The following is a 17,815-nucleotide window of genomic DNA, read 5'->3' on the forward strand; positions in this document are numbered from 1 at the left end:
CATTGTATCACAGTCCGCGTTTTGATCACAATAGACCAAACTATGAACAGTAAACCTCTTCCTTTAACACTCCGATATAAGGGAGGTTCCTGTATTTTTCCGCATAGTCCAGCCCATAGCCCACCACAAACGCATCGGGGATATCAAACCCGCAATAATCAGGCTTTAAGTCAACAGTGCGACGCGCCGGTTTATTGAGCATCGTCACCACTTTTACAGATGCCGCCTTTCTTCCTTTCAACAAATCGATCAGATAACTGAGCGTCAACCCCGAATCAATGATATCTTCAATGATGAGGACGTGCCGGTTTTCAACCGAGGCTTCCAGATCCTTGATAATCCGAACCACGCCGGAGGATTTTGTAGAATTACCATAGCTGGAGACTGCCATAAAATCCACTTCAAGCGGAATCTCACATTTACGGATCAGATCGGCCATAAACGGGACTGCACCTTTCAGAACACAAACGCATAAGGGATTCAGATCTTTATAATCAATGGCAATCGCTTTTCCCAGCTCGGCTGCTTTTGCTTCAATTTCCTCCTCCGAAATCAGGATTTCTTGTATATCTTGATACATTTGCAACCTCCTAAATACATGTTCCCATATCGTAAACAGAGTGAACCGGAGTCAATCTGTATACCATAAGCAGTACAGAAAATGCTTTGTCTCTGGTGTAACAATAGCCTTATTGGAACGCCGTACACCCGGAACCCAAATAATATCTTCATCCGCAGTCACAATGGGATAAGAGTCCCGGGACTGCCTCGGTATCTTCGCGTCAATGAACAAGTTTTTCAGCTTTTTTGTCCCGTTCAGACCATAGCATGTCATGCGGTCTCCCGGCCTGCGTGAACGAACCAACAACGGCGGCCGGATTTTCTCCGCATCAAATACGGTCCAGTCCCGGCAAGGCTGCAAAGAATGGATAGGCTGATCGGAAACAATTATCTCTATTCTACCCACAAAACCGGGAAGTGAAGTCACTCCCGGGACTGAAAGAACAACGGGCTCAGCACCTGCTTTTTCTTGCTTCTGTCCATTTGCCCGACCTAAAACCTTGATCCGAAGAAGCTGGTACTCCCGTTCAACTTTGATTCTCCCGGGAAGATCAATCGAGACCGAAGGGTTTTTATGTATAGAAACCTTTCTCACTTGTTCGATTGAGTCAAGCGTCGCCTCACTTGTTCCTTGTCTCAAAAGACAACTTAATATTAGTTTAACTATCCTTCTTTGTAAAGCAACCGGGAAGTGAAGAAAACTTGACACATCAAGCGTTATACTTGAATCGCTCTTCTTTACCAGAATTTCCTTAAAGGCATCCTGTACCAGTTGATCCCACACTTTTTCTTCTTCACGAACCACTTCACTCAACTGTAATATAGCCTCTTTCACTTGTGGATTATAAGTGGTGAGCATTGGAATCAACTGCAGGCGAACCTGGTTTCGCGTATATGTAAGAGAAAGATTGCTCTGGTCGAACCGCGGATGAAGGTCTCTCTCGGCACAATAACTTTCAATTTCCTGTCTCGAGATGCCGAGGAGGGGCCGAATTAGCTGAATGCCGTTCCAACTTCTCACCCGATCCATTCCCTTTAACCCGGCCACTCCCGTGCCGCGAATGAATCGCATCAGAATGGTTTCTGCCTGGTCATCAGCATGATGGGCTAAAGCTAACTTATCTGCGTTAAAGCTTTCCGCGGCATTTTGAAAGGCTTCATAACGCAACCTTCTGGCTGTCGCTTGCTTATTTCCTCCCCCGGCGGCGATAACACCAGAGACATCCACTCTTTCAATCCGGCAGGGAATATTCCACTTTTCACAACAATCTTCCACATAATGGGCATCCTCATCACTCTCTTTGCCGCGCAGTTGATGGTTAACGTGAATGACAAAAAGGCTCCACCCATAGTCGGGACTTAGTTGGTGGAGCCCATGTAGCAAAGCGATGGAGTCGGGTCCCCCCGAAACCCCTACCAGCACTGTTTCGCCTTGTTTGAGCAGTTGATGCTGTTCAATTTCTTGTTTGAGCAGTTCGAGAAACACTTGATTTCTTCCCTTCGACAGGTAAAAAAAACAGAAGAACTCCCTGAGACAATTCAGGAATTTTCTTTTTCTCATCTTATTCCTTTTTCGGATGAGAAGCAAACTTTCTTTACAGCAAATGTCGGTTCTAGTGGCGAACAAATCTCTCCCACTGGGTAAAATCATGAGAGTGAGTGAAAAAGAACTAGAACGCTGGTAGCAGGCGTTCCGCCGTTGTGGGTACATGCAACATGAGTTGTAGAACTGCATGGGATGGGCTGATGAGACAGCCCTTAGCTTGGGAGTTGCACAAAGCAGAAATGGATTGAGTGTGCTAACTACCCAAGAATCCCACGCTTTTCAAGCTTGCGGAGTCTCAAACAATGGCTTGTGAACGTTCGATCCGGCGCATTCCCGGCAGGCGAATGGTTGACCATTCCGGAGAATGGCGCTCAATCTTGGAGACAACCACCGTCATGTCATCATCAATCCTGCCCCCGTGATAACGGACCGCTTTTTCTAAAAGACAATCGGCAAAGTCCTGGGGATCTTTCGTGTCAATTTCGCCAATCAAACGGCACATAAAAGCATCTTTGTTAAAAGCGTGGCGGGGAGAGTCATAAATGCCGTCTGAGACCATAATAATGAGATCACCCGGTTGCAATTTCATTTCAATCGGTTCAATTTCAATTTCATTCAAAATTCCGATCGGAGGATTGGAGGCAGTTAATGTGAATACATCTTTCCCGCGCTTGATAAAACCGGGGGTCGATCCGATCTTCATAAACCGTCCCTCTGCGGTATTAAGGTCTACCATCGCCAGATCGATAGTCGCAAACATTTCATCTGTTGAACGCAGGCTGAGAATGGAATTAACCGTATCGACTGCCCTTTCTTCGCTCATCCCTGCCTGCAAGAGGCGCCCTAACAGTTTTAGAGCTGCATGGCTCTCCTCCTGAGCGCGCTGCCCATTTCCCATCCCGTCACTCAAAGCAACCGCATATTTACCTGTGCCCAGATTCATATAACAATAACTGTCTCCGGAAACAAATCCCCCGCCCTTTGCGGCTGTAGCTGCTCCTGTTTTTAATTCGTAGCGCTGTGCCGAACCCAGAGTAATAACGGCACCCGTAGAGCGGCCTTTTACTTCTTTGCGGTACACAGCAATCGGTTCGCCCAGGATTTCAGTAAGCAACGGAGCGACCAGCTTTTTACATTCATCCAGGCCGTCCCTGTGTGGCATCGTCACTTCCAGCTCTACTTTCCCTTCTTCCAGATTGATAATATCAACCCGTTGAATGGACAGTCCCAATTCTTCCAACGCTTCATGAATCTGGTCTTCCTGGGCAGTTAACACCTGAGTTTCGTGACGGATATCACCCGACAGTTTTGACATCACTTCGGCCAGGCCGGTTAATTGATCAGAAACAAGCCGGCGTGATTCTTTCATCTTCTCCTTCCAGAACATACTTTGTTCATAGAAAGAATATTGTTCCTGAATTGTTTCCATTACTTTTTCGCTACGAATACAGTAGCTTGCCCAGGATGGCGGAACCCGGACCGGAGCCGCTGTACCCTCTGTTTCTACCAGAGCCATTAAATGGGTGATTCCCTGATAGGTATTTACCACATTTTGCTCCCAACAATGTTGGTATCTGCTGCATCCAAGACAGGATTGATTCATCACTTCAGAGATAAAATGATGAACCTGATCCTCATCCTCTCTTCGCTGTTTGCTGGTATCTTCGCGAAAACTGAATGCCAGCTCTTGAAACAGCTCTGTAAATTGTTCTACCTTGGCCGCGGTGACATCTCGCAACCGCCGGATATAATCCTGATGGGCAGCCTGGTTTTCCAATGTCCCGGGCACAAAACGCGAGACAGCTTTAAAAACTTGCTCCGGAGTCAGCAAAAAGAGGAGCAGAGCAATGACAGATTCCTGTAAAGACAACCACATCGCCGGAGTTCCGCCATCATATAGAGTTAAGATGGCAGAGCCCAGCATAAAACCAAGCGCAACTCCCACCCGCCGTCCTTCTTTAAAAAGTCCGGCAAGCAAACCGGCGAAAGCGAGCAGGCTGATCTGCAACATGGCTTTTGTATTGGAGAGAGAAAGAATCATCCCTGTAACAACACCCATGGATGAACCGAGCATCGCGCCCCCTACCAGGGACAAAACGAGGATCAGATAGCGGGAAAAAATATGAATAACAGATAAATCCCATATTTCCCACCCCATCATTCCCGTCATCACCGAGCCGATGAGAATGACCAGGCAGACCACTTCCTCATGCCTGATACCAATCCGTTTTTTCTTAACTGTAAATAGCGACAGGGAATGAAGGAAGATAAAAGTGAGAATAAAGCTCAGTAAAACATCTACCCCGGCGACCATTCCTTTGTACAGGGTCCAGCCATCGATCCATAAGCGGACCAGTTGGCTCCCGGCACTGCTGATGCCTACCACAAAAGGGGTGTAGTTCAATTGACCCTTACCCATCCACCCGGCTAATTTTTGAATCATGAGCAATATAACAAGACTTCCGGACACTTTCATCATATGCATCATATCCAGACTGGCGGCACCTGCGATCAAAGAAATGATCACCACCGGCCACTGCTTTCGGGCCAAATGAAAGGCTACAGCCAGATAGGCGATTGCAAACGGAGAGACAGTATCAAGGATCGTCGCCCGGCCCAGTAAGAACCCAATCACCAGCACAGGTAGGTTCCACATATGGACAAACCGGTACATCCATCGTTTTTGGCGGCTCCGATCCCATCCCAGCCATTTTTCCAGCGGACGAATGAACCAATTTTTCATTTTTTGCGTACCTAATTGCATCCTTGCCACCCCATTTTTCTTTTGTGGCACTCATTATAGCGGGCAGCAAGGCAGAAAGTTTGTCAGATTGGCTGAACAGGAAAAAAAATTTTACGACATTTTTTCAAATTGGCTTTTTGCCGTGAATACGAAGGCGGGGTGCTGGTATACAAACAAACGTGCCCCCTCTTAATTGGAGGGGGCACGCTCAATTCACGTCTACCCATGTCGTTTTTCATCAGAAATGCAACTGCATCGACAAAACTTCTAAAGACACAACAGCTGATTATCCAGTGGATGTCGAACCGGGAATGGCTCTGACCGGAAAAACTAGTCAGGTAGAGGATACATCTTGGCTTCATGAATAAAAGAGGGGATCAGCTTGCGCTCGGTCTGAAGGCGAATCATTTGATCCAGCGTCCGCAGGGCATGAACTTGTTGCCGGCGTTTGATTTGTCCTTTTTCCACGGAATCGGCAAACTCATCCACATCGATCAGATGATAATGGCCGTCCGGGTCGATAATCAGGTCAAACAGCAGGTCAATCATCACATAACGCAAACGCCCAACCTGGTGCATCTCCATGACATCACAATAGTAATAGAGGAATTCCCCGGACCGGGCAAATACCTTGGAAATGGTATACCCTTTCCGCACAAAATAGTAGGTAAGGAAAATCCTCTTCCCGTCAGGGTTGGCATACTGAGTAGCGAAGCAGTGTCGTCCACGCCAATCACGTACCAATTCGGTATATGTCTTATTTATTGTTGTAAATTTAATTTTTTTAATGACGACATCCACACAACCACTCCCACATTCCCCCGATGCTTTTCGTTATGTGCTCTTCTCAGGGAAATTCCATAAAAAAAAGGCGATTATCCGCCCTGTGACGAGGGCTGTCCTTCGCCTTCTCCTCTCTCCGTTTGGTAGCGGCGGAGGGCCTCGAACCCCCGACCTTACGGGTATGAACCGTACGCTCTAGCCAGCTGAGCTACGCCGCCTCATTTCACTGGTTGCGGGGGCAGGACTTGAACCTGCGACCTTCGGGTTATGAGCCCGACGAGCTACCGACTGCTCCACCCCGCTTTATTGTTGCCATTTCACCGCCGTCGCTGCGAACAAAACCTATTATATAGGCTATCCGCAGCGATGTCAAGCGATGAAATAAAAGTTTTTTATCGAGGGATTCCCCGTGATGGGTAGAGGAGATATTTCTTGCGCAAGGCCAAGAATTCCTTCAGTTCCTGAGACCATCCCCGGACAATTTCTTTCGCGGAAAGGCCCTGGTCGATTTGCTTTCTCACCCGGTCCGTTCCTGTTAATTTATCCATCCAGTAAGGCTCCTTGGATTCCCGCCATGCAAATTTGTCAGGATATAGCTTTTTTGTCTTTTCAATGATGGTAAGCCCGGTCAAAATGGGGTCAAACTTGTCCGGTTCCTCAACGTAAACCTGAATCCCCCCGACAGCCGTGTTTTGGTACTTGGAAAATGTCGGAGTAAAATAAGCTTCACGGAAAGAAACACCGGGCAGGCCAGCTTTGTTTAGTTCTTCAGCCAGTTTCCATCCCTCAATATAGGGAGCCCCGATCAGTTCAAAAGGCCGTGTTGTCCCTCTTCCCTCCGACAGGTTGGTCGCTTCAATCAAACCCGTTCCCGGGTATACTTTAGCTGTATCAGGGGTGGGCATATTCGGGGAAGGCAATACCCACGGGAGGCCTGTTTCCTCAAACATCTGGTGGCGAACCCAGCCTTTGACCTTGACAACTTGCAATTCTGCTTTCTTCTTGCCTGCTTTCGGAAAAAACTCTTCATTAAACAGTTTGGCCAATTCTCCAACAGTCATTCCGTGGCGTTGCGGAATCGGGAACAACCCCACAAACGAGCTGTACTCTTCCTCCAGCACAGGCCCTTCTACCTTTACCCCGCCGATCGGATTGGGGCGGTCGAGCACGATAAAGGGTTTATCGGCGATAGCGGCTGCTTCCATGGCATATGCCATCGTGTAGATGTAAGTATAAAAGCGGGTTCCCACATCTTGAATATCAAAAACAAGTACATCGACATCTTTAAAGAGAGGAACCATGTCGGCCGGTTGTTTTCCATAAAGATTAACAAGCGGCAATCCCGTCTTGGGATCAATGAGAGTACCAGGTAATTCCCCCGCCTGTTCCGTTCCGCGTACTCCGTGTTCCGGTCCGAACACTTGCGTCACTTGAATTCCTTTCTCTAACATCGCATCCAGAGCATGTTGATAGTCACTGGTGATTCCGGTCGGGTTGGTGATTAATCCCACACGTTTCCCTTTCAGCTGGTCCGGATTTTGCAGCAGCACTTCCAAACCGGTCATGACACGGGGTTTTTTCTTAGGATAATGAGCGGTTTCACCGTTTGCAAAATTATAGCCTATAAAACTGAAAGTGAAGAGAAAGATCATCATCAATACCAGCCATCGATTGCGATTCACCACGATCCCTCCTTTGGATTTGTGAGATTTCCTGGTGACAACAGGGGGGTGGCCCTCTTTAAGAGGATATAACTACATTCTCCCCACTGCGATGTTTTCCCTGCAAAAATAACCTCCGGCTTCCTTGGCACAGAGGTTATTTGCAATTAATTTTCCCTAGTGGTATATACTTCCTCATCCGGCTTGCTGTATCCCAGCTTATGGGCTAACTCAAGCAAATAATCTTCGTCTCTCAGCTTTTTGATCACTGTTTCAAGTTCCTTCGTTTCCGCTTGAACAATTTTCAGCTCTTCCTGTTTGGCAGTAAGTTGATCCTCTTTTTTCCAGATCCTCCACTCTTGAACGACTAGCTGGACAACCGCCCAACAGATGAAGAGAATCATCCCGCCGAGCCAGAGCAAACGGCGGCGGCGAACGGACGGATGAAGTTGGTTTCTGGGTTGACGTGATTTTTTGACCTGCTTTGACGAAGGAGATGACCGGGATTGACGGTTTGCACCCGGATGGTTAAAAGCGAGAATCTTATCCGCAGAACGTTGAACAGGCATGTTATTCACCCTTTTCTCTGTTCTTAAACAACCACGTCTTCCAACGACGACAGATTTGGTGAAACTTTTGTATAAAAGGTCCGGTACCTTTTTGGATATATTTCTTGAAAGGGCGTGCGATCCATTCAAGCGGGGCTAAACATTTCAAAAACGCTTTTGCAAGGATCAGGAGTATTTTAAACAGGAATTGAAACATATTTTCAAGAAATGCCCACAGAGTAACAAGGGGAATCCATATGAGCGCGCGTAAAGCAAGAAGGGTCCAGTGAACCAGTTTTTCTATCACCTTAATGATCAGTTGAATCAAGCGAATCATTTGCTTGCTCACCCAGTGATAGTAGAGAAAAAATCCCATGCACACCGCTACAAATATGTAAAACCGAAGCTGCCCCCAGTTACTCCACATGAGCAGACTAAAAACCAGACCTGCCGAGACCGTCCAATAAAGAAGATCAATGAGAGAGACGACCCATCCCCTCAGACGAAAGCGGGCCTTTAACACCCGGTACGTATCTAAAATGACCCCAAGCAACAATCCCGAGCTGAACATGAGAGCCATCGTTGTCCACTGAGTATAAAGCGTCACTTAAATAACCTTCCAAAGAAGCTATTCCTTTTTTCCGTCCGGGGCATATGGACATCCAGATAGCTGATATCCATAAAATGACCCTCAATGGAGACACGCCCTTGATCTAAGTCCAGATTTTTTATGTGCAATTCCTGTCCACGGATCCCGAGATATCCGTAATCGGTCTGAAGTAAAAATTCCTCACTGTCAAAACTTTCAACATTGACCACCCCGGACACCTCCATGGTATTCCGATTGGTCATCACGATCTCATGCTGGCTTGTACCCAATGTTTCTTCGACCACAGCATGTACCCCCTCTCTTGGTACATGATATGGACAAAGGTTAGAAATTAGAACTGAGGGAGCCGTCTTCCGGATCGCCCGCTTTCTCTTCTTTTAATATCGTAAACATATCTTTGGCATCCTCTTTTTTCACCGTTTCCTGAATCTTTTCCACTCGGGCAGTAACCACCTTATGGCCAAAGCGGATCGAGAGCTCATCCCCGACAGCGACAACGCTTCCCGCTTTGGCCACTTTTCCGTTGATGGTCACTCTTCCCTGGTCGCATACTTCTTTCGCCAGAGTGCGTCTCTTCACCAGCCTTGATATTTTCAGGAATTTATCCAGCCTCATTTCCTGCTTCTCCCTTCCTGCATTTGTCAACTCGAATAAAAATTCGGGGTGGCAGGGAAAAGTCCTGCAAATTCCCCGATCATTCTCTTTAGAAAATGATTACCCTTCTGATTGTTTAGCTTCATCCCACCAGGCATCCAGCTGTTCCATCGTCAGGTCCTCTAACTGTTTGCCCAGTTGTTGCGCCTGTTTTTCAATATACCGAAAGCGGCACTCAAATTTTCGGCAAGCGCCCAACAAGGCCAATTCCGGGTGAACATTGAAAAAGCGGGCAAGGGAACCCAGGACAAATAACAAGTCCCCCAATTCCTCCTCCTGCTCCTCGGCGGTATCGGCCTCGATCAGCTCTTTTAACTCTTCATGGACTTTCCTGAGTACATCTTCTTTCTTCTCCCAATCAAAGCCTGCTTTGGCCGCTTTCTTTTGCAGTTCGTAAGATTTGAGCAAGGCAGGTAAATGATTCGGAATACCGTCAAGAAGGGATTTCATTTCTTCCCCGGACCGCTCCTGCTTTTTGATTTGTTCCCAGTTGCGCTTGACATCTTCGGCCGTTTCCGCCGCCTGATCTCCAAATACATGAGGATGCCGGCGAATCATTTTATCCGACAGTCGTCCAATCACTTCGTAAATATCAAAGGTTCCCTCTTCTTTCGCGATTTGTGCATGTAACATCACCTGAAGCAAAACATCTCCCAGTTCATCAGCCATCCCCTCTGCATCCTGACCGGCAACGGCATCCAAAAACTCGTATGCCTCTTCAATCAAGTAGGGCCGCAAGCTTTCATGAGTTTGCTTTCGATCCCAGGGACATCCTTCCGGACTCCGCAGATGTTCAATGATCCCGGTCAGAAAGTCAAAACGGCGGTACAGCCCTTTTCCATCTTTAAGAGGGGGAACATAAACAGAGGTGAGGTCGGTAAAATCGTCAGTTCGATCCAGTTCAAATAAAGGAACCGTTTTGATCTGTTCCAATCCTTCCACACCAAGTGCCGTGGCAATTTGAACCCTGTGTTCGTCGGGATATGTTTCCATCAGAGCCAGCTTTACATCGGAAGCTACCAGACGGTCATATACTTGTCCCACCAAAACATGGACACGGGGGTTGATTTGTTCCGGATCCAGTTCATTCCCATCGACCAACTGAAATCCTTCAATCGGATCAATTTCCAACCGGGCAAAAGAGGCATCGAGAAAACTGCCTCCGCCGCGGACTTCAATCTTGATTCCCCGTTCCGGTCCTTCGGCGAGCAGAATCCGGACCGTTTTTTCGGCGACCATGGGATGCCCCGGTACCGCATAGATGACTGGTGAAGAAGTACGCGCCATATCAAACAGCTTTTCGGCGATAGCACGATAAACCGCTGAAAACTCATCATGTGCTTCGTATACCCGGTCAAAAGACCGGAAGTCAATCCCTTTTTGCTTCAACCAGCTGACAACCGGGTGCTTCTCCGTTCTAAGCCACACACGCTCACCCGTCTCCAGGAGATTTAAGGTTCCCAGAGGGAGTGACTGTTCATCACCAAAGCCAAGGCCAACCACAAAGATTTTCCCTCTCATGTTTTCCCACCTTTATGAACGAAGTAAACGCCATTTATCTAAAAATGGCAGCAACTTTTTTCTTAGTTTCGGCACTTTTTCCAGGTCAGACCGCGTCAGCAGCCCCAGCCGGCACAAAGACCAGAAGTAGACCAGTGCTCCTACAGCTACAGATGCGAGAGAGGTAACGGTCATCGCCAACCGGTATGAAAGATAGTCCGATCCCAGCGACTGGACCGTCACCATCGTGGCATAGGTGGCAACAGCCATCCAGCCTACGGCCAAAAACACTTTTCCGATGATTCCACCATTTCCTAAAAAGTCGGCCAAGACTGAACGCAGGGCGACCAGGTTAAGCAGAGTGGCTGCCGCGTAAGAGACGACCGTTGCAATTGCTGCACCCTGAATATCCCAGATGGGAATCAACCATAAGTTAAGCAGACATTTGACCACAACCCCGATGAATAAATTGCGGGCCGGCACATAAACCAAACCAGCTCCCTGCAGAATGCCGGCTGAAGTGACGCCAAGTGTGGAAAAGACGGTCGTAAAAGCAAGAATGGCCAGAGCATCCGAACCGGCGGCATCTTTAAATAACATTACATTGGCAGGTAAAGCGATCACAGCAAGTCCCACCGAGGCGGGAAGCCCGATCATCCAGGTTAACCTCAAGGCCAGAGCAGCCCTTTCATTCGCCTCTTTCTCATTTCCTTTTGCTTTCGCTTCAGCAATAGCGGGAACGATAGACAGCGAGATGGCAGTCGCAAAAAAGGCAGCAAATTGGATCAAAGGTTGTCCCCGATCATAAATACCTTTGGCTTCAATCGCCGCAGCCGTTGTCCAATGATTCTCAACCAGCAGGTTAGCCACTGTAAAGGAATCAACCAGCGAATAAAGAGGCAGAACCAGTGAACCTATACAAATTGGAAGGGAAAGGGTTAGTATTTTAACAATAATTTGCTTTGTTGACTCCGACTTTGCAAAGAAGGATGTTTTTATAAGAGTTTGTCCCTTCAGGGGAGCCGGTGACGGCATCATAAGCTGATTGTTTTTCCGCCAGAAAAGCAGCAGTATGATAAGTGAGCCGGCCGCTCCTGTAAATGCGCCAAAGACTGCTCCCGCACCTGCATACACAAATCCGTAATTCATTTCGATAAAATACCAGGATAAAGCTAAAATTGTTGTCACGCGGATCATCTGTTCCACAATCTGTGAAACGGCGGTGGGAATCATATTCTGCTGTCCTTGAAAATAACCCCGGATGGAAGACACGACGGGAACAATAAGCAAAGCAAAAGAAACCGATTGGATCGGCAGGGTCAATAATTTTCGGCTTCCCATCCATTCCGCTACTTGCCCGGCACCAAAAAACAGGATGATAAACGCAAAAAAACCGGTTAAAAACAGCGTGATTGAGGCAACGCGGAAAACCTTCACAGCCCCCGCAGAATCTCCTTCCGCAACTTTCTCGGAAACCAGTTTGGACACCGCGATCGGGAAACCGGCGGTAGCCAGGATTAACAGGGCGCTGTAGAGAGGATAGACCTGTTGGTATACATACATCCCTTCATTTCCCGTGATATTTTGATAAGGAATCCGATAGACAGCTCCTAAGATTTTACTTAAGAAAGCAGCCAGGCCTAAAATAGCGGCTCCCTTGATAAAGGATTGTTGCATTTGTGCCATTATTTTCCCTCTTTCAAACACCACATTGCTTTTCATTATACAAGAGTGTTTGAAATTGGCAAAGAAAAAGCAGGCTTTTTACCTGCTTTCAATCCTCACTGTTCCATCTGTTTCCCAAGGAAGGCGGCAGCTGTACTGGCCAGCTTGATCTCCGTATCACCCATTTTTACTCCGGCTTTTTTGGAGAGGATAATAACAGCACCGATCGGATCCCCTCCGGCATTGATGGGTACGATCACATACGATTGATATTCTTCCGGCGCACCTTTGATAATCTCGGCGTTGCCGGGAGCCGTTTCTACATGAGTGCGCCGCTGATCCATACAGGATTCAACCAGTTCACCGATCGGCTTGTCTAAATACTCTTTTTTTGAGGCACCTGCGACAGCAATCACACCGTCCCGGTCACAGATCAAAGTTATATGTTGCAGGTTTTCGTATAGCGCTTCTGCATATTCCTGTGCAAAATCCCCTAGTTCCCCAATGGGAGAATATTTTTTTAAGATAACTTCACCATCGCGATCGACAAAGATCTCAAGCGGATCCCCCTCCCGGATGCGAAGCGTCCGGCGAATCTCTTTTGGAATGACAACACGTCCGAGATCGTCGATCCGACGCACAATGCCGGTTGCTTTCATATTAGGTACTGCCTCTCTTTCATATAATTTTTCAATCAGGCCCTGGTGCTTTATGTCCTAACGCCCATAGTATTGTTCTGCTGCCAAAATATTATGCGGTTGCTGATACATAAAAAAGCAGAGCGTGGTTGCTCTGCTTTCATCCAGAATTTATCACTTTTTCTCGGGCTTTGGGGCCGGCAGGAAAGACTTAAATTGAAGTTCATTTTTCACAAGCTGCTCAAAAATCTCCGTACTTCTCCTATTCTTCAATTCTTGTTTCACGTCTTCCGGCGCTTTATCAATCGCTTGTTTTTTCCGTTCAATCACTTTCATGACATGATAGCCATAGTCTGTTTTAACGGGGTCACTGATCTTACCCAGGGGCAGGGTTTTAGCGGCATTGGTAAATTGCGGAACAAAAAATCCTTCCTCCAGTGACCCTTCAATCAAACCGCCTTTATCTTTGGAACCGGGGTCATCAGAATATTCTTTCGCCAGTTTCGCAAAATCACCGCCCGTTTCCAGTTTTTTCTTCACTTCATCAGCGCGTTTTTTTGCTTCTGCATCGGTTCGTTTAGGCTGACCCGGTTGTGCTTCACCTTCGTTCACCGCAACAAGGATATGATTCACTTTTACATAATCAAATTGCTTATCTTTCAGCTTCTGTTCAAAGTAGCTGTTCAACTGGCTGGTCCGGATAAAAAAATTACGCAACTGATCTTTGGTAAAACCTTTACCCTTAATCGCTTCATCCAAATTCTTTGGAGGGTTGCCTCCATCGGCAGGCGGAGCAGCTTTAAGTTGCTTCTCGATTTCCACCATGGTCTGATCCGCTTGTTTTCGATACTTCTCTTCTCCGCCGAGTTTATCTGCAATATAGAGTTGTCCTGCCAATTCCTGGGCGAGCTGCGTTTTCATCTCATTGCTTTTTTCTTTGAGACTGGGGTCAGACACGATCATGGCAAACTGTGGATCAAGAAAGCTGTAGATATTCATATACAGATGAAGATCCCCTTCAGTAATCTTTCCACCCTTATATTCGGCTACCACTTTTTTGCTGGTTGTGCTGAATGGCTTAAATGTTTGCCCTTGCGGTGGAGATTCCTGCTTTGCTTCATTTTCTTCGTTTTTGGCATTACAAGCTGTTATAACCACGGAACCTATTAAAAATATTGCCAGAACCCCTGCTACCATTCTATTCCATCGCCGCATTTTGAACTGCTCCTTTCCGTTTTGGAACCACTTCATATTTTATCAGAAATTGTTCAACCATTTCTAGCGCGGCCCGGGAAGACATTCCTTTAATCTTGAAGGTGACTCCAATCCGCTGACCGGAAGAAAGGCGGATCTTTCCTGGAAATTCCTGTGCAATCCGGAAAAGTTTTTGCCCGTCAATCTTTTCATTCTGTTCCGGGTGCAATTTTAAGGAAATCTCTGTACCTTTTTGCTCAATCGTCTCTACTCCGTACCGAATCGCATAAGCACGTATTCTGGCAACACGCAGTAAATTTTGTACCGGTTCGGGCAAATCTCCAAAACGGTCCTCAATTTCTTCTTCCAAATCAGTTACTTCCTGCAATGTGGTAACCGCACGAATCTTTTTGTACAGCTCAATCTTCTGTTTTTCATCGCGAATGTATTCCGAAGGCAGATAAGCATCAACAGTTAACTCAATTTGCGGTTCGGGCGGTTGTTCCTGTTGATTCTTCCCTTGCAATTCGCTAACCGCTTCTTTCAGCATCTGACTGTACAATTCGAAACCGACAGAAGCAATATGGCCATGTTGTTCGGCTCCAAGCAAGTTCCCTGCCCCGCGTATGGACAAGTCACGCATGGCAATCTTGAAGCCCGAACCCAGCTCGGTAAATTCTTTAATCGCCTGAAGCCTTTTCTCAGCCGCTTCGGATAATACCTTATCCCTCTGATAAGTAAAGTAGGCGTACGCAATCCGGTTTGAGCGTCCGACGCGCCCGCGCAGCTGATAAAGCTGGGACAGCCCCATTTTATCCGCGTCATAAATAATCAGGGTATTCACATTCGGGATATCAACGCCGGTTTCAATAATGGTTGTACTGACCAATACATCAAACTCCCCGTCCAAAAAATCGAGCATTACTTTTTCCAGCTCTGACTCCGCCATCTGCCCGTGCGCGACGGCAACTCTGGCCTCGGGAACCAACATGCGGATTTGTTCCGCCATCTGGTCAATGTTATGCACCTGATTATAAAGAAAGTAAACCTGTCCTCCCCGGGCCAGCTCGCGTTCAATCGCTTCACGCACTAAAGCGGCTGAGTACTCAAGCACATACGTCTGAACCGGGAAACGGTTTTCCGGGGGTGTTTCGATGACAGACAAGTCACGCACCCCCATCATGGCCATGTGCAGCGTGCGTGGAATCGGAGTGGCTGACAAAGTGAGCACATCAATATTATGCTTAATCTGTTTGATTTTTTCTTTATGCTTTACGCCAAAGCGCTGCTCTTCATCAATAATTAAAAGGCCCAGGTCTTTATAAACTATATCTTTTGAGAGCAATCGATGTGTACCGATGACAATATCAACTGTTCCGTTTTTCAGCCCTTCTATTGTCTCCTTCTGCTCTTTGCGCGACCGGAAGCGGCTCAGCACGCGAATTTGCACCGGATAGTCGGCAAATCGCTCGCGAAATGTTTCATAATGCTGCTGTGCCAAAATAGTTGTCGGTACTAAGACAGCCACCTGTTTTCCGTCCATCGTCGCCTTAAAGGCAGCGCGAATCGCTACTTCTGTTTTTCCGTAACCTACATCCCCGCATAAAAGGCGGTCCATCGGCTGCACCCGCTCCATGTCCCCTTTTATCTCTTCAATGGAGCGCAGCTGATCCGGGGTTTCCTCATACGGAAACATCGCCTCAAATTCTTTCTGATAAGGAGTATCCCCGGAAAAGGCAAAACCTTTGGCCTGTTGCCTTTTGGCATAAAGTTCGATCAGGTCCTGGGCAATATCCTGTACAGAAGTACGGACTTTATTTTTCACCTTGCTCCATTCACTGCCGCCCAGGCTGTATACTTTTGGAGTACGGTCTTCACTGCCCACATATTTTTGGATTTGGTCGATCTGTTCAACCGGGACATAAAGTTTGTCATTGCCGGCATACTGAACATGCAGGTAATCCTTGTGCAGCCCTCCCACGTTCAGTGTTTCAATGCCGATATAGCGGCCGATCCCGTGATTGACATGTACAACGTAATCGCCCGGTTTAAGTTCCTGGTAATCTTTAATCTTTTCAGCATGATCCAGCTTGACCGTGCGTCTGGTGCGCCGTTGCTTCTGGGTAAATACTTCTTCCTCGGTCACAACCGCCAGCCGGATTCCGTTCATCTCAAATCCGTTTTGCAAAGATCCTACACGAATAATTGGCCGTCCGGGAAGGGGAGGATTCCCGGCCCGTTCCCGTTGCACTTCCATGCCGTAATCGGCTAATACACGTTCCAAACGTTCCAGCCGCTCTGCAGTGCTCGCTGTAAAAATGACTTTGAACCGGGATTTTTGCCAGCGGTCCCACTCTCCCTTTAACACATGCATCTGTCCGTGGAATTGCTGCATGCTCCGGCACATCATCTGAATGATGTTTTGCGGCTGAACACCCGGGATCTGCCGCATAAACAGGGACAGATAAATCCGCTGGTGGTTGTTTTTTAAAATCACATCATCATAAGATAGCGAAATTTTCAACTGAGGCAAAAATTCCCCTTGTTGCAAAAGAGCGGTTTGCCATTCCCCTTCTTCCCGTTCCATCTGCTTCGCACTTTCTGCAATCCGTGTCGGTTCATCTAAAATCATCACTGATTCCTGCGGCATAAACCCGAGCAAACTCTCACAATCCGGGTAAATCCGCTCAATATATTTATAGATACCCGTAAACAGGGTCCCTGTTTTTAACTGCTCAATATCCCAGCCGACCGACTCGGCTAACTTCTCTTTAAGCACGGGATCTTTCACAGACATCAGACGTTCTTGAAGCAGTTTCTCCACCCGTTCCCCCGCTTGATACAGGGCGTCAGATGAAGCGAAAAGTTCTTTCGCCGGCGGGACGATTATTTCTTCCCACTTGCCGATTGACCGCTGGTCTGAAACGGAAAACGGGCGAATCGAATCTACTTCATCATCAAACCATTCAATTCGTACCGGCTGTGAAAAGTTGGGAGGATAAATATCTACAATCCCGCCACGAACACTGAATTCGCCCGACTTTTCAACCATATCCACCCGTTGATAACCAATTTTCACAAGATGTTCCACCAAAGGGTCAATCGGCTTTTCTTCCCCTACTTTTAAAGAAAGGTGATTTTGTTTAAACACTCTCTTAGGAGGAAATAGTTTTCTCATTCCTGCGAACGGAACGATCAGCACGCCGGAAAAACCTTGAGACAACCGTGATAACACATCGACACGCTCTCCCAAGGTTTCATGGCTTGCCAAAGCGATTTCTGTTGTCACCAGCTCATTGGCCGGATAAAGAAGAACTTCTTCTTTAGGAAGAAACTCTTGCAAGTCTTCGGCTGCTTTTTGTGCCTGATTTAAATTATGGGTAACCAGAAGGACAGGACGTTTGCTTTCATGAACCAAAGCCGCCACATACAACATGCGGGCAGTCCCCGTCAATCCGGCCACCAATTGTTCCTTCAAGTTTCTTTCCAGTCCAACCACCGTTGACTGAAAATCATTATCTTGTCTTAATATATGGATCAACGGTCCCAACAAATGTTCCTCCTCTTTTTCTTCCGTCTTTGTACAATACAAAAGAAGCCCCGGCTTGCAACAGCCAAGGCCGTTATTGGTAAATGTGATTTATATCCAACGGTTGAACACTCACAGAAGTATTTTCATTATAGTCAGAAAAAAAGTACAGTATCGTGATAA

The 17,815-nt window shown here is 47.1% G+C and carries 14 protein-coding genes and 2 tRNA genes; all 16 read right to left on the reverse strand.

What is annotated here, in order from left to right:
• Positions 1-40: 40 nt before the first annotated feature.
• Positions 41-580 carry a hypoxanthine phosphoribosyltransferase gene (hpt, locus tag I8U27_RS15875; protein ID WP_181753653.1) on the reverse strand — a complete coding sequence of 180 codons (540 nt, stop codon included), beginning with the start codon at positions 578-580 and terminating at the stop codon, positions 41-43.
• A 51-nt stretch (positions 581-631) separates the two neighbouring features.
• Entirely contained in the window at positions 632-2,047 is a 1,416-nt protein-coding gene (gene tilS / locus I8U27_RS15880) for a tRNA lysidine(34) synthetase TilS (RefSeq protein WP_181753655.1), read from the reverse strand.
• Positions 2,048-2,402: 355 nt separating this feature from the next.
• A complete protein-coding gene (spoIIE, locus tag I8U27_RS15885) occupies positions 2,403-4,871 on the reverse strand; it encodes a stage II sporulation protein E (RefSeq protein ID WP_181753657.1) in 2,469 nt (822 codons plus the stop codon).
• 309 nt (positions 4,872-5,180) lie between these two features.
• Complete coding sequence (locus I8U27_RS15890; RefSeq protein WP_181753660.1) at positions 5,181-5,651, reverse strand: DUF402 domain-containing protein; 471 nt, start codon at positions 5,649-5,651, stop codon at positions 5,181-5,183.
• A gap of 123 nt (positions 5,652-5,774) precedes the next feature.
• Positions 5,775-5,851: transfer RNA gene (locus I8U27_RS15895), tRNA-Met, on the reverse strand.
• Positions 5,852-5,860: 9 nt separating this feature from the next.
• Positions 5,861-5,936: transfer RNA gene (locus tag I8U27_RS15900), tRNA-Met, on the reverse strand.
• 89 nt (positions 5,937-6,025) lie between these two features.
• Positions 6,026-7,288, reverse strand: a complete 1,263-nt coding sequence (locus tag I8U27_RS15905; RefSeq protein WP_181753721.1) for an exo-beta-N-acetylmuramidase NamZ family protein — start codon at positions 7,286-7,288, stop codon at positions 6,026-6,028.
• A gap of 173 nt (positions 7,289-7,461) precedes the next feature.
• A complete protein-coding gene (locus I8U27_RS15910; protein WP_181753662.1) occupies positions 7,462-7,863 on the reverse strand; it encodes an FtsB family cell division protein in 402 nt (133 codons plus the stop codon).
• A gap of 1 nt (position 7,864) precedes the next feature.
• Positions 7,865-8,449, reverse strand: coding sequence for a spore cortex biosynthesis protein YabQ (gene yabQ, locus I8U27_RS15915; protein ID WP_181753664.1), 585 nt, complete (start codon positions 8,447-8,449; stop codon positions 7,865-7,867).
• Positions 8,446-8,694, reverse strand: coding sequence for a sporulation protein YabP (gene yabP, locus I8U27_RS15920; protein WP_181753722.1), 249 nt, complete (start codon positions 8,692-8,694; stop codon positions 8,446-8,448). Before yabP ends, yabQ begins: the two co-directional genes overlap by 4 nt.
• A gap of 82 nt (positions 8,695-8,776) precedes the next feature.
• Positions 8,777-9,067: an RNA-binding S4 domain-containing protein gene (locus I8U27_RS15925; protein ID WP_181753666.1), complete on the reverse strand. Its 291-nt coding sequence runs from the start codon at positions 9,065-9,067 to the stop codon at positions 8,777-8,779.
• Between the two features lie 99 nt (positions 9,068-9,166).
• A complete protein-coding gene (gene yabN, locus I8U27_RS15930; protein ID WP_181753668.1) occupies positions 9,167-10,627 on the reverse strand; it encodes a bifunctional methyltransferase/pyrophosphohydrolase YabN in 1,461 nt (486 codons plus the stop codon).
• Between the two features lie 12 nt (positions 10,628-10,639).
• Positions 10,640-12,292, reverse strand: coding sequence for a putative polysaccharide biosynthesis protein (locus tag I8U27_RS15935; RefSeq protein WP_181753670.1), 1,653 nt, complete (start codon positions 12,290-12,292; stop codon positions 10,640-10,642).
• 95 nt (positions 12,293-12,387) lie between these two features.
• Entirely contained in the window at positions 12,388-12,930 is a 543-nt protein-coding gene (spoVT, locus tag I8U27_RS15940) for a stage V sporulation protein T (protein ID WP_181753672.1), read from the reverse strand.
• Between the two features lie 153 nt (positions 12,931-13,083).
• Positions 13,084-14,124 carry a peptidylprolyl isomerase gene (locus tag I8U27_RS15945; protein WP_232345569.1) on the reverse strand — a complete coding sequence of 347 codons (1,041 nt, stop codon included), beginning with the start codon at positions 14,122-14,124 and terminating at the stop codon, positions 13,084-13,086.
• Positions 14,108-17,653 carry a transcription-repair coupling factor gene (gene mfd, locus I8U27_RS15950; RefSeq protein WP_181753674.1) on the reverse strand — a complete coding sequence of 1,182 codons (3,546 nt, stop codon included), beginning with the start codon at positions 17,651-17,653 and terminating at the stop codon, positions 14,108-14,110. The genes I8U27_RS15945 and mfd overlap by 17 nt, the downstream gene beginning before the upstream one ends.
• Positions 17,654-17,815 lie beyond the last annotated feature (162 nt).

The sequence above is a fragment of the Paenactinomyces guangxiensis genome, from assembly GCF_016055185.1.
Lineage (GTDB): Bacteria > Bacillota > Bacilli > Thermoactinomycetales > Thermoactinomycetaceae > Paenactinomyces > Paenactinomyces guangxiensis.